The organism is Streptosporangium sp. NPDC020072 (genome assembly GCF_040631445.1).
GTDB lineage: Bacteria > Actinomycetota > Actinomycetes > Streptosporangiales > Streptosporangiaceae > Streptosporangium.
Window position 1 is genome coordinate 665,448 of sequence record NZ_JBEYAB010000002.1, and the last position, 12,479, is coordinate 677,926.

The following is a 12,479-nucleotide window of genomic DNA, read 5'->3' on the forward strand; positions in this document are numbered from 1 at the left end:
CGCGAGGAGACGCACGGCAACCCTGCACGGAAGATAGTTGGTTGACCAGGGTTGACCAAACCAGCACACCAGTCCGCAACAGGTCTGTTATGCAGCTCACGCCACCTCGTGACCCACAGGGACGGCCGATCCTACCGAACGGTAGCTTCGGGTGTCGTCACGGTAGCGTCACGGTAGGGCACCGTCTTCCATGCGGAGGCCCACGGGTGATCCGTCCGGGTTTCACCTACTCCGGTCACCGGCGGCCACCCAGACGCCGGTGACCGGCGTCCGGGACGGCGCTTCAGGCGACATCACTTCAGGCGAAGGCACTCATACGGCGGCGCTTCGGGCGACGACGCCTCAGGCGATGGCCCCCGCCACGTGCTCGCTCGCGCTGGGCCGCTGCCCCTCCCACAGGGCGGTCAGCGCCGTGGCCGCGAGGAAACGCACCCCGGCCGCGATGCAGGACTCGTCGACGTCGAAGGTGCCCTGGTGGATGTCACCCGGATGCGGCGTCCCCGGCGTACGGGTGCCCAGCCTGGCGAAGGCCCCGGGGATCGACTCCAGGTACCAGCCGAAGTCCTCGCCCCCCAGGCTCTGCTGCGTCGGCTCGGCCGAACCCTCGCCCAGCACGCCCCCCGCCGCCTCGGCCAGCATCTGCACGCTGACCTCGTCGTTGACGACCGGCGGCACACCTCTGACGTAGTCCATCCGGGCCTCGACACCGTAGGCGCCCGCGACGGACTCCAGCAGGGCCTTGATCATGTCGGGGGCCGCGTGCCACGCCTGCTCGTCCAGGCAGCGCACGGTGCCCTCGGCCAGCCCCTCGTCGGGAATGGCGTTGGCCACGGAACCCGCCTCGACCCGGCCCCAGACCAGGCTCAGTGAGGAACGCGGGTCGATCCTGCGCGACAGCGCCGCGGGCAGCTCGGTCAGGATCTTGGCCAGGGCGAAAACCAGGTCGGCGGTCAGATGCGGCCTGGCCGTGTGCCCGCCGGGACCGCTGACCCTGATGAAGACCTTGTCGCAGGCGGAGGTGATCGGCCCCGTCTTCAGACCGACCTTGCCGACGTCGACCCGGGGGTCGCAGTGCAGGCCGAAGATGCGGTCCACACCGCTGATGCCGCCCGCCGCCATGACCTCAAGCGCGCCGCCGGGAAGCTCCTCCGCGGGCTGGAAGATCAGCCGGACCCTGCCGGGCAGCAGACCCGCCTCGGCCTGCCTGGCCAGGAAGAGGGAGGTGCCGAGCAGAACCGTGGTGTGCACGTCGTGCCCACAGGCGTGGCACACCCCGGGAACCGTCGAACTGTAGGGAACGTCCTTCTCATCCGGCACGGGAAGCGCGTCGATGTCGGCCCGCAACGCGACGGTCGGCCCGTCGCCGCTGCCGACCTCGCAGATCAGGCCGGTACCGCGCGGCAGCACCGAGGGCGTGAGACCGGCCGCGATCAGCCGGTCGGCGACGCGCTGGGTCGTCCGGTACTCGGCGAACGCCAGTTCGGGATGCATGTGCAGGTCACGCCGGAAACCGATCAGCTCCTGCCCGGTCTCGGCGAGGAACACGTCCAGTTCCCCCCGCAGATTATGCCCCCGCATTGGTCACCGTCCTATCCGCGCCTGCCAGCTCTGGGTCCCGACGCACCGTGCCACTGCCCTCAATCACGTGAATCATGGGGCAGTCGACAAAACGATCACCGCACCGACAAGCCTGAGGGGGTGCCCAGAGCCGTTCCGGCGCGGACCGATGGACCGCCAGCACGAAAGCGGCAGGCCGGTCAGAGTCCACCGGCGTGTTGACGATGACTTCGACTTTATCTCCCCTCGGACACACCTCGCCGTCATCTCGGCCAAATGTTTTGCCGCCCCATGCTCTCCATTCACATCTCCTGACCCACTTGGACCAGGGATGATGGCCCGGATTGACTAGACGTTTGGCGCCGCCTGCGGCGGCGCGGGCTGTGTCTCTTTGCGCCGCCTTCGGCGTCGCGGGCTTGGGCGCCCCAGGTCGGCGCTTTCCCTCGTCGCCCATCCGCTGCGCTCCTTCGCTCCCCAGTCCGAGCACCGACGCGCCCAAGCCGACACTCCTCACACCCGGCATCGAGAAAGCCAAGATCAAACCCTGTGCGTGAGGGGGCGGGGACGAACCCCGTCGGCGTTCACGGGGCGAGGGTCGCATCGGCGAGGGGCCCTCCCGGGGTGTCCCCGGGTGTCCTCGGCCAGGGGCTTCCAGCCGTCGCGGGTGGCGATGTTTGGGGTGGGGAGTGGGGAGGGGGACCGTTCTGGGGGTAGTGGCAGGTTTGTGGGGGTTTGAAACGTCGAAGGGCTGCCAATTTCCGTGTCCTCAGGTACCAGTCATAGAACCCGACGGAGTGATGCAAAGGGGAGGAATGCATGTTTAACTCCGCCTATGATCACTTGCATCCCGTTCGGGGAGAAGCATTCCGGATTGAGCATCTTTGAACCGGACGAAGGGACCATAGTGATCGTCCCTTCACTGTCGCTTCCCCAGGACGAACTCCGCAGGATCACGGGCGCCTACTGCTACGAGGAACGCATGTTGTTCTTCCTGCTCACACTCCGGCGCCCGGGTGTCGAGGTCGTCTACCTCTCCTCGGCGCCGGTGGACGCCGCCACGGTTGACTACTACCTGAGCTTCCTTGACGACCCCGCTGAGGCTCGTTCGCGGTTACATATGATCAATTTGGGTGATACGGGAGCGACCCAACTCACCGAGTCCCTGTTGCGCCGCCCCGACCTGCTGGCGAGGATCCGCACGGCCCTCGACCGTACGGCCGACGCCTGGATGGTGCCGTTCATCGTCAGCGAGCACGAGGAGCGGCTCTCGGCGCTGTTGAACCTGCCCATCTACGGGCCCGCGAGCAGACTGGCCTCCTTCGGGTCGAAGAGCGGGAGCCGTACGCTCGCCGAGGCGGCCGGGGTGCCGGTGGCACGGGGATTCTCCGACCTGCGCTCGCTGAGCGAGGTCGAGCACGCGGCCCGCGCGCTGAACCCCGCGGCCCGGCTGATGGTCAAGCTCAACAACAGCTACTCGGGGCTGGGCAACGCCGTCGTGACCAGGGGGGACGGGCCGCTCAGCGCGAGCCCGACGAGCTTCTCCGCCCCCGACGAGACATGGGTGACCTTCGCCGAGAAGATCGCCGAGCGGGGCGCGGTGCTTGAGGAGTTCATCGAGGAGCGCCCGCTGCGCTCCCCGAGTGCCCTGGCCATGATCACTCCGGGCGGTTCCTGCCACGTGGTCGCCACGCACGAGCAGATCCTGGGCGGCCAGAACGGCGACGTCTACAAGGGCTGCGTCTTCCCCGCCGCGGCCGACTACCGCGCCGAGGTCCAGGAGTGCGCGGACCGGATCGCCAGGGCGCTCGCCGGACGCGGTGTGGTCGGGCTGTTCGGTGTCGACTTCTTCGCCATCAAGACCGACGCCGGGTACCGCGCGCTGCTGTGTGAGATCAACCTGCGTCTCGGCGGCACCACCCACCCGTTCGGGGCCGCGCTGCTGACCACCGGCGCCTCCTCCGGCGGGCAGACCGGGCTGGTGAGCGGCGACCGCCCCAAGTACTACGTGGCCACGGACAACTGTGCCTCGGACGGCCTGCTCGGCCGTACGCCCGCCGATGTCGTCAAGTTCGTCAACGACAGCGGGCTCGGCTTCGACCGCGACAGCCGTACCGGGAACGTGTTGCACCTGCTCGGCGCGATCCACAGGTACGGCAAGCTCGGCTTCACCAGCATCGGGGACTCCCCGCAGGAGGCCGCCGACCTGCACGACAGGACCCTACGGGCGCTTTGCGAGCCCGCGTAGCCCGATCACCCCGAGGGCGATTCCCAGGAGGATGTTGACCCCGATCAGGACGCCGTGCACGACGTAGAAGGCCGTTGGGTGGCCGTCGGCGAGGTTGAAACCGAGGTTTATCCACTCGAAGATCATGAAAACCGCGACGGCTACCAAGAAACCGGCGATCTTTCGCGACATTTGCATGCGTTCAGTACTCCGTCGCACCATTGCGCCCCTGATCAGGGCGTCGTGTACATGATGCGAATCAGTACGAAGCTACCCTGTGATCACTATGGGGATGAGACACGTCGCGCCCGTCGGGGTGCTGCTGGCGGCGAACGCCCTGCTCGGGCTTCCCGCACACGCCGACAACGAGCCGGTCGGCGGCACCACGCACTCCGCCGGCAGGGCGCCCGTCGGCGGCGCCGCGCTCGGCACCCGGGGCATCGTCGCCCCCTCCGGGGTGAAGGCTCCGCCGAAGACCGCCGCGAAGTCCTACGTGGTCGCCGACGCGGAGACCGGGGAGGTGCTCGCCGCCAAGGACCCGCACGGACGCTACCTCCCGGCGAGCACGCTCAAGACGCTGACGGCGCTCACCCTGATCCCCAAGCTCGACAAGAACATGAAGGTCAAGCCGAGCAGCCGCGCGGTGAACGAGGAGGGCAGCGCCGTCGGCCTGGTCTCCAAACCCCTGTACACCGTGGACGACCTCTTCAAGGCGTTGCTGCTGGTCTCGGGCAACGACTGCGCGATGGCGCTCGCCGAGACCAACGGCGGCCTCGCCAAGACCCTCAGGGAGATGAACGCCGAGGCCAGGCGCCTGCAGGCCTACGACACCGTGGCCAAGACGCCGAGCGGCCTCGACAAACCCGGGCAGAGCAGTTCGGCGTACGACCTGGCGCTGATCGCCCGCGCCGGGCTGGCCAACCGCGACTTCCAGCGCTACACCAGCACGAAGACCGGGAGGTTTCCCGCCCCCAAGGGCTACTACGAGATCGGCAACCACAACAAGCTGCTGTGGCGCTACAAGGGCATGATCGGCGTCAAGAACGGCTGGACGTCCAAGGCCCTGGGCAGCTTCGTCGGCGCGGCCAGGCGTGACGGCCACACGATCATCGTGACGATCATGCGGCACGACGGCTACTTCTGGAACGAGGTGGCCGACCTGCTCGACTGGGGGTTCGCCGCCAGGAGCAGGGTCACGCCGGTCGGCACGCTCGTCGACCCGCTCCCCGAGGCCGCCCCGACGCCGACCGGCCAGGCCGTACCGAGGACGCCCCAGGTGGCGCGCTCGACCGCCCCGAGGGCCGACGCCGCACCGGCAGGGAACGGCGGCCTCTCCCCCGCCGTCTACGGGCTCGGCGCGGGTCTGCTCGGCGGTGGCGTCCTGCTGGTGTACGGCCTGCGCAGACGTTCCCGGAGCAGGTCCTCCTGAGCCTCGCCGGGGTGGAGTTTCCCTCACCTTTTTCCGGGATACCTCGCCCCTGTCACACAAGCACGGCCAGTCCATACCTTTGATGCCATGAACGAGGTGCTCACCCCCTGGGACCGGGTTCGGGCCTGGGCCCGCGCCCACTGGTCGGCACTCACCTGGCTGCGCACCATCCACGTGGTGACAGGACTGCCGATCGCCCTGCTGTCCTCCGGCGTGGTCATCGGCCTGGTCGCGGCCTCGATCGTGCTGGTGTGGACCGTGGTGGTCCCGATCGCGGCGTTGCTGCTGCTCGTCTGGGCCGTACCGCTGCTCACCCACCTGCAACGGGCCCGTTTCCAGGCGTTCCTCGACGTGGACATCCCCAGGACGCACCGCCGCTTCGGCACCCGCAACCCGTTGAAGCTGCTGGTGCGCGCGGCCAGGGACGGCGGCACGTGGCGGCAGCTCGGCTACCACCTGCTGGCGCCGCTGATCGGCCTGGTCGGCTTCCTCGGGGTCGTCTGCGGCTGGGCCGCCTGCCTGGTCGCGCTCCCCACGACCGTCCAGATCTGGCGGGCGGGCGGTGAGTGGTACATGATGCCGCCCGTCGTGATCGCGCTGGCGCTCTTCGTCACCGTGCCGTGGGTGGCGCGCGGGATCACGGCCCTCGACCTGATCGCCGCCGAGGCGCTGCTCGGCCCGAGCAGGAGCGACCTGCTGGCCCAGCGGGTGGAGAGCCTGCGGGAGAGCCGCGCCGAGGTGGTCGACGCGGCGGACGCCGAACGCCGCCGTCTGGAGAGGGACCTGCACGACGGCGCGCAGCAGCGGCTGGTGTCGCTGGCGATGAACCTGGGCATAGCCCGCACCACCCTCACCGACCTGCCCGCCCCCGCCCACGAGGTGATCGTCCAGGCGCACGAGGAGGCCAAGCAGGCGCTCAAGGAGCTGCGCGACCTGGTACGCGGCCTGCATCCCGCGGTGCTCAACGACCAAGGGCTCGACGCGGCGCTCTCCGGGGTCGCCGCCCGCGCCCCGGTCCCGGTCAAGCTGCAGGTCGAGGTGGAGGAACGGGTCTCCCCGACCATCGAGGCGGTGGCCTTCTTCGTGGTCTCCGAGGCGCTCACCAACATCGCCAAGCACGCTCGGGCCTCCAGGGCGGAGGTCAGGGTGCTGCGCCGCGACCGGCTGTTGCACGTGAGCGTCCACGACGACGGCCGGGGCGGTGCCCGCCAGGACGGTGGCACCGGTCTGCGCGGCCTGGCCCAGCGGGTCGGCTCCGTGGACGGGAGACTGAGCATCCACAGCCCGGACGGCGGGCCCACGACCATCACGGTGGAGTTGCCATGCGAGTGATCCTGGCCGAGGATTCGGTGCTGCTCAGGGAGGGGCTCGTCCGCCTGCTCGCCGGTGTCGGCATCGAGGTCGTCGCGGCGGTCGCCGACGCCGCCGCGCTGCTGCGCGCGGTGGACGAGCACACCCCCGACCTCGTCGTCACCGACGTGCGCATGCCGCCCTCGCACACCGACGAGGGACTGCGCGCGGCGCTGGTGCTGCGCAGGCAGCATCCCGGGCTGCCGATCCTCGTGCTGTCGCAGTACGTCGAGGAGCGTTACGCCACCCAGTTGCTGTCCACCGCGACCAGCGGCGTCGGCTACCTGCTGAAGGACCGGGTCGCCGACGTCGCCGAGTTCGTGGACGCGCTGCGCCGGGTCGCCGAGGGCGGCACCGCGCTCGACCCCGAGGTGGTCGCCCAGCTCCTGCTGCGCGGGCGCAGCGACCCGCTGGACCGGCTGACCCGCAGGGAGTACGAGGTGCTCGCGCTGATCGCCGAGGGGCGTTCGAACGCCGGGATCGCCGAGGCCCTCGTCGTCTCCGAGAGCGCCGTCGGCAAGCACATCAACAACATCTTCACCAAGCTCGACCTCTCCGGTGCGGACAAGGACCACCGACGGGTGCTCGCCGTACTGCGATTTCTGAAGATCTGAGGAAGGACAGGCATGCGAACCGGTGTCAGGGCCGCCTGGATCGTCGTCGGCGGGGCGCTCAGCGTCGCCCTCGTACTCGGGCTCGCCGTCACGACCTGGGGCCAGATCGAGCTGCCCCGCGCCTACGACTTCGTCTACCCCGGATCCTTCGGCTCCTCCCTCATCGAAAGCCGGGGGACCTCGGACGGCGAGAGCACGAAGGTCTACTCGCTGGCCGCCCCCTGGGTCATCGTGGACGCCACCGGCCCGGTCGGCGTCAGCGTCACCCCCGGTACGGCGGGCAGGCTCACGGTGCGGCAGAAGCTCACCTCGACCCAGGTCTCCCGCACGATGCGGGAGGTGTGGGAGAAGGGCAAGACGCTGCGGGTCGACCTCGACTGCCCCGGCTACGGCCCGCCGTGGGCGCCCTCCCCGCCCTGCCGGGCCGACTACACCCTCGCCGTCCCGCCGGGCGTCAAGGTCGTGGTCGTGACCCGTTCGGGGACCATACCGTGCCCGCTCACCTCGGAGCGGACGGTCTGCCGGTCCCCGGACGCGGAGGCGGAGGCGGGCTGAGCCCTCAGGCCGGCTCCCCGCCCAGCGCGCCCGCGTCGGGGATGGGGGTCGGGTCCGGCGGCGGGCCGAGCCTCGCGGTCTCCGTCCAGGCGGCCGCGTAGAGGATCACCCTGGCGGAGAGGTTGATCCAGATCAGCAGGCCGACCATCACCGCGAACACCCCGTAGATGGGGTTGTTGAGGGTCCGCGACAGGATCAGCGCGGCCAGCTGCTTCAGGATGCCGAAGCCGACCGCGCCCAGCAGCGCGCCCCGCACGACCACCCCGAACGGCTGCCGCGACCGGCCCATCCAGCGCAGGACGATCACGAAGAGAACGGTGTCGGCGAGCAGGCCGACCGCCACGCCGAGCAGCCACAGTGACCAGCTCCCCGCGATCGAGGCGGACAGGCCCAGCTTCTCCGCGACGAACCCGCCCGCCTGGGTGGCGACTCCGCCGACCAGCACGGAGGCGATCATCGTGACGCCGACCAGGATGAAGGCGGCCAGGTCCCTGAGCTTGGCCAGGAGGAAGTTGAGCGGGGGTTCGGCGGTCATCGACATCTCGCGGAGCGCGCCGCGCAGCGCGTCGATCGCGCCGAGCCCCGCGTAGAGCAGACCGAACAGGCCGATGACCCCGGCGCTGCCGCGGGAGTCGGCGATCTGCTTGATCGGCAGCTGGTCGGCCAGCCCGGGGAGGTACTGGTCGATGGCCTGCTGCAACGTCGCGATGGCGTCCGGCCGTACGGAGAGGAAGTAGCCGAAGACCGCGAAGGCCAGCGCGATGATCGGGAAGAACGACAGGAAGGCGAAGTAGGTCACCGCTCCGGCCAGCCGGTCCCCCGACTGGAGCTGGTAGCGCTGCACGGTTCTGATCAGATGGTCGAACCAGGGACGCCTGATCCGCTCCGAGGCGATCGTCGCCCTACCCCGCTCACGGATCGCGACGATCCGCTCTCGCACGCTTGTCACGCGCGTCACCTACCCAAATACCGCCGGGCCGTACGTATGACTCCACGTGGGACGTACGGCCCGGGGCGGGAGGCGTCAGACGGTGGGCAGGAACCCCACCCGGTCGCGGACCTTGGCCATGGTCTCCGCGGCGACCGCGCGGGCCCGTGCGGCGCCGACGGCGAGCATCCGGTCGAGCTCGGCCTCGTCGGCGAGCAGCTTCTCGGTGCGCTCCCTGATCGGGGTGAAGGTGTCGACCACGGCCTCGGCGACGTCCTTCTTGAAGGTGCCGTAGCCCTGCCCGGCGTAGCGGGCCTCAAGCTCGGGGATCGGCGTGCCGGTCAGGGCCGACTGGATGCGCAGCAGGTTGGTGACGCCGGGCTTGTTCTCGTCGTCGGCCAGGACCTCGGAACCGGTGTCGGTGACGGCGCGCATGACCTTCTTGCGCAGCGGCCCCGGCTGTTCGAGCAGGTCGAGGATGCCGCCGGGCGAGGAGGACGACTTGGACATCTTCGCCGTCGGGTCCTGCAGGTCGGTGATCTTCTCGACGTCCTTGACGATGTGCGGCTTGGGCAGCGTGAAGGTCTCGCCGAAGCGGTGGTTGAAGCGCTGGGCCAGGTCGCGGGTGAGTTCGAGGTGCTGCTTCTGGTCGGCTCCGACCGGGACCTGGTCGGCCTGGTAGAGCAGGATGTCGGCCGCCTGCAGGATGGGGTAGGTGAACAGGCCGACGCTGGCCGAGCCCTCGCCGTAGCGGGCGGACTTGTCCTTGAACTGGGTCATCCTGGCCGCCTCGCCCATGCCGGTGAGGCAGATCAGCACCCAGGCCAGCTCGGTGTGCTCACGGACGTGGCTCTGCACGAAGACCGTCGAGCGCTCGGGGTCGAGACCCGCGGCGAACAGCTGGGCGGCGGCGATCCTGCTGCGCCTGCGCAGGTCCTCGGGCTGGTAGTCCACCGTGATCGCGTGCAGGTCGACGACGCAGTAGAAGGCGTCGAACCCCTCCTGCATGGCGACGTACTGACGCACCGCGCCAAGGTAGTTGCCCAGGTGGAAGGAGTCTGCGGTGGGCTGGATTCCGGAGAGGACACGGGGACTGGCCATAGCTGGTAATTGTGTCAGCTGTCGGGAGTGTTCGGTGCGCCGGACGCGGGCGCTCGACGCTTTATCCGGATTCTTGACGCTCTGCGGCCGTCCATTCCGGTGACCGACAGCTCGAACCCAGGGATCTCGACCCGCTCTCCCGTCGAGGGCAGGTGTCCCAGGGCGGCCATGACGAACCCGGCGAGTGTCTCGTACGGCCCGTCGGGGAGCCTGATGCCGGTCTCCGCCTCGACCATGTCGAGGTTGGCCAGGCCGTCCAGCTCGACCTCCCCCGCGGGCAGCGCCACCCGCTTGTGCTGGACGTCGTGCTCGTCACGGATGTCGCCGACCAGTTCCTCGACCAGGTCCTCAAGCGTGACGATGCCCGCCGTCCCGCCGTACTCGTCGATCACGATCGCCAGGTGGTGCCCCTCCCCGCGCATCTCCGACAGCGTGGTCAGGACACGTTTGCTGGTGGGGACGAGCTTGACCGGGCGGATCGGCACCAGTTCGCTGATCGGCTCGATGGACCCGGTCAGCACCGGGTCGAGCAGGTCCCTGATGTGCACGAACCCCACGACGTCGTCGTAGGAGTCGCGGTAGACGGGGAAGCGGGAGTGCGGCATCGCCGCGGCCAGCACCGCGGCCTCGGCCAGCGGGGTGTCGACCGCCATGAACTCGACCTCGGTGCGCGGCAGCATCACCTCGCGGAGCTGGCGCTTGGCCGCGGCGAAGACCTCCGCGATCAGGTCGCGCTCGTCCTGGGTCAGCTCGTGGTGGCCGACGACCATGTCGCGCAGTTCCTCGGTCGTGATCTCCTCGCGGTCGGCCTCCGGGTCGCCGCCCAGCGTCCTGACCACGACGTCGGTCGAGGTGGACAGCGCCCAGATGACCGGGCGCGACAGCGCGGCGACCCGGTCGAGGAAGGGCGCGACCAGCAGCGAGATGCCCTCGGCCCGCTGTCTGGCGATCCGCTTGGGCACCAGTTCGCCGAGCACCAGCGAGAAGTAGGAGATCGCCAGCGTCACCAGCACCAGGGCCAGCGGGGCCGCGACCGCCGTGGGCACCCCCCAGCCGGCCACGACCGGCTGGAACTCCCTGGCGAGGGTGTCGGCGCCGAAGGCCGCCGAGAGCATGGTCGCCACGGTCACGCCGATCTGGACCGCGGACAGGAAGCGGTTCGGGTCGTGGGCGAGTCTGGCGGCCCTGGCGCCCCTGCGCCCCCGGGTCTCCAGCCTGCGCACCTGGCTCTCCCTGAGGGAGACCATCGCCATCTCCGCCGCCGCGAAGAAACCCCCGACCAGGATGAAGACCAGGACCAGGGCCGCGTTCGCCAGGACGTTGTTCACGAGATTGTCTCCGTCATGGCCGCCGCCCGTTCCGACTGTGGCCGATATTTGAGGTGCAAGCATATGCTGGCACCGTCCTCACAAAAATAAACACATACCCACATCATCAAACAGGAGGTCTTGTGAAGCTGCTGGTCACCGGTGGTGCCGGATATATCGGGAGCGTCGTGGCGGCGCAGCTCGTCGAGGCGGGCCACGAGGTCGTCGTGCTCGACGACCTCTCCACCGGTCACGCCGACGCGGTCCCCTCCGGCGCACGGTTCGTCCAGGGGTCGATCACCGACGCCTCCGGCGTGCTGACCGGCGTGGACGGTGTCCTGCACTTCGCGGCCAGGTCCCTGGTCGGCGAGTCCGTCGACAAGCCCGGCCTGTACTGGGGGCACAACCTCGGCGGCACCCTCGCCCTGCTCGACGCCATGCGGGCCGCCGGAGTCGGCCGGATCGTCTTCTCCTCCACCGCCGCGACGTACGGCGAGCCGGAGCGCTCCCCCATCCTGGAGACCGACCCGACCCGGCCGGCCAACCCCTACGGCGCCTCCAAGCTCGCGGTCGACACGGCCCTGACCGCCTTCGCCGGCCTGTACGGCCTGGCCGCGGTGAGCCTGCGCTACTTCAACGTGGGCGGCGCCTACACCGCGCCGGACGGGCGAACCTACCGCGAACGGCACACCGTGGAGACCCACCTGATCCCTAACGTCCTCGCCGTCGCGCTCGGCGGGCGCGAGACGGTCAGCCTGTTCGGCACGGACTACCCCACGCCCGACGGGACATGCGTGCGCGACTACGTCCACGTCGCCGACCTGGCCAGGGCGCACCTGCTGGCGCTGAACGCCTGCTCCCCCGGCGAGCACAGGATCTACAACCTGGGCAGCGGCACCGGCTTCTCCGTCCGCGAGGTGCTGTCGGTCTGCCGCGAGGTCACCGGCCACCCGATCCCCGCCGTCGAACTCGACCGCAGGCCAGGCGACCCGGCCGTACTCGTCGCCTCCTCCGAGAAGATCCAACGCGACCTCGGCTGGAAGCCCGAGCACCCGACCCTCAAGGAAATAGTCACCGACGCCTGGACCGCCCTACAGACCCCCTGACCACAACTCCTCCCCCGGCACCGGGTGCGAGGGGTTCGGCTTGGCCCTACCGGCACCGGGTGTGAGGGGTTTGATCTTGGCCTTACCGGTGCCGTGTGTGAGGGGTGTCGGCTTGGGCGCGTCGGTGTCTGGACTGAGGAACGCAGGAGCGCAGCGACGGAGTGACGAGGGAAGACACCGACCCGAAGCGCCCAAGCCCGCGACGCCGCCAGGCGTCGCAAAGAGGCCCGGCTTGGGCGCGTCGGTGCTTGGACTGAGGAGTGAGGGAGCGAAGCGGACGAACGACGAGGGAAAGCACCGACGCGCCC

Annotated in this window: 11 protein-coding genes; 6 read left to right on the forward strand and 5 right to left on the reverse strand. The window is 69.7% G+C overall.

All coding sequences use genetic code 11. The features are described from left to right. Positions 1 to 342 precede the first annotated feature (342 nt). A complete protein-coding gene (locus ABZ470_RS06295) occupies positions 343 to 1,578 on the reverse strand; it encodes an amidohydrolase (protein WP_352010048.1) in 1,236 nt (411 codons plus the stop codon). A gap of 883 nt (positions 1,579 to 2,461) precedes the next feature. Between ABZ470_RS06295 and ABZ470_RS06300 the strand changes: the two genes are divergently transcribed. Then, a complete protein-coding gene (locus ABZ470_RS06300; protein WP_362772810.1) occupies positions 2,462 to 3,802 on the forward strand; it encodes a peptide ligase PGM1-related protein in 1,341 nt (446 codons plus the stop codon). On the opposite strand, the gene ABZ470_RS06305 is transcribed toward ABZ470_RS06300, so the two are convergent. Then, positions 3,776 to 3,973, reverse strand: a complete 198-nt coding sequence (locus ABZ470_RS06305; protein ID WP_362910341.1) for a hypothetical protein — start codon at positions 3,971 to 3,973, stop codon at positions 3,776 to 3,778. The two genes, ABZ470_RS06300 and ABZ470_RS06305, sit on opposite strands and share 27 nt — an antisense overlap. A 100-nt stretch (positions 3,974 to 4,073) precedes the next feature. On the opposite strand from ABZ470_RS06305, the gene ABZ470_RS06310 reads away from it, so the two are divergent. The 4 genes from ABZ470_RS06310 to ABZ470_RS06325 all read left to right on the forward strand — a co-directional run bounded on the left by ABZ470_RS06310 (position 4,074) and on the right by ABZ470_RS06325 (position 7,729). Continuing rightward, positions 4,074 to 5,210 carry a D-alanyl-D-alanine carboxypeptidase gene (locus tag ABZ470_RS06310; protein ID WP_362772816.1) on the forward strand — a complete coding sequence of 379 codons (1,137 nt, stop codon included), beginning with the start codon at positions 4,074 to 4,076 and terminating at the stop codon, positions 5,208 to 5,210. An 87-nt stretch (positions 5,211 to 5,297) separates the two neighbouring features. Further along, on the forward strand, positions 5,298 to 6,542 hold the full coding sequence (locus tag ABZ470_RS06315) for a sensor histidine kinase (RefSeq protein WP_362910343.1): 1,245 nt from the start codon (positions 5,298 to 5,300) through the stop codon (positions 6,540 to 6,542). Beyond that, the gene (locus tag ABZ470_RS06320) at positions 6,533 to 7,174 is read left to right on the forward strand and encodes a response regulator transcription factor (protein ID WP_352010053.1); all 642 of its coding nucleotides are present in this window, start codon (positions 6,533 to 6,535) and stop codon (positions 7,172 to 7,174) included. Before ABZ470_RS06315 ends, ABZ470_RS06320 begins: the two co-directional genes overlap by 10 nt. 12 nt (positions 7,175 to 7,186) lie before the next feature. Next, a complete protein-coding gene (locus ABZ470_RS06325; protein ID WP_352010054.1) occupies positions 7,187 to 7,729 on the forward strand; it encodes a hypothetical protein in 543 nt (180 codons plus the stop codon). A gap of 4 nt (positions 7,730 to 7,733) precedes the next feature. On the opposite strand, the gene ABZ470_RS06330 is transcribed toward ABZ470_RS06325, so the two are convergent. From ABZ470_RS06330 to ABZ470_RS06340, 3 genes are all read right to left on the reverse strand, one after another. Next, positions 7,734 to 8,678 carry a YihY/virulence factor BrkB family protein gene (locus ABZ470_RS06330; protein ID WP_362910346.1) on the reverse strand — a complete coding sequence of 315 codons (945 nt, stop codon included), beginning with the start codon at positions 8,676 to 8,678 and terminating at the stop codon, positions 7,734 to 7,736. 75 nt (positions 8,679 to 8,753) lie between these two features. Continuing rightward, the gene (trpS, locus tag ABZ470_RS06335) at positions 8,754 to 9,758 is read right to left on the reverse strand and encodes a tryptophan--tRNA ligase (RefSeq protein ID WP_352010056.1); all 1,005 of its coding nucleotides are present in this window, start codon (positions 9,756 to 9,758) and stop codon (positions 8,754 to 8,756) included. Between the two features lie 14 nt (positions 9,759 to 9,772). After that, positions 9,773 to 11,086, reverse strand: a complete 1,314-nt coding sequence (locus ABZ470_RS06340) for a hemolysin family protein (protein WP_352010057.1) — start codon at positions 11,084 to 11,086, stop codon at positions 9,773 to 9,775. A 122-nt stretch (positions 11,087 to 11,208) separates the two neighbouring features. Here ABZ470_RS06340 and galE point away from each other — a divergent pair, with 122 nt between their 5' ends. Beyond that, a complete protein-coding gene (gene galE / locus ABZ470_RS06345; protein ID WP_362910348.1) occupies positions 11,209 to 12,171 on the forward strand; it encodes a UDP-glucose 4-epimerase GalE in 963 nt (320 codons plus the stop codon). Positions 12,172 to 12,479: the final 308 nt, after the last annotated feature.

Excerpts from the sequence above, each read along its gene's own strand:
- ABZ470_RS06295 (WP_352010048.1), bottom strand. The coding sequence starts at position 1,578 with ATGCGGGGGCATAATCTGCGGGGGGAACTGGACGTGTTCCTCGCCGAG.
- ABZ470_RS06305 (WP_362910341.1), bottom strand. The coding sequence starts at position 3,973 with ATGTCGCGAAAGATCGCCGGTTTCTTGGTAGCCGTCGCGGTTTTCATG.
- ABZ470_RS06310 (WP_362772816.1), top strand. The coding sequence starts at position 4,074 with ATGAGACACGTCGCGCCCGTCGGGGTGCTGCTGGCGGCGAACGCCCTG.
- ABZ470_RS06315 (WP_362910343.1), top strand. The coding sequence starts at position 5,298 with ATGAACGAGGTGCTCACCCCCTGGGACCGGGTTCGGGCCTGGGCCCGC.
- ABZ470_RS06320 (WP_352010053.1), top strand. The coding sequence starts at position 6,533 with ATGCGAGTGATCCTGGCCGAGGATTCGGTGCTGCTCAGGGAGGGGCTC.
- ABZ470_RS06325 (WP_352010054.1), top strand. The coding sequence starts at position 7,187 with ATGCGAACCGGTGTCAGGGCCGCCTGGATCGTCGTCGGCGGGGCGCTC.
- trpS (WP_352010056.1), bottom strand. The coding sequence starts at position 9,758 with ATGGCCAGTCCCCGTGTCCTCTCCGGAATCCAGCCCACCGCAGACTCC.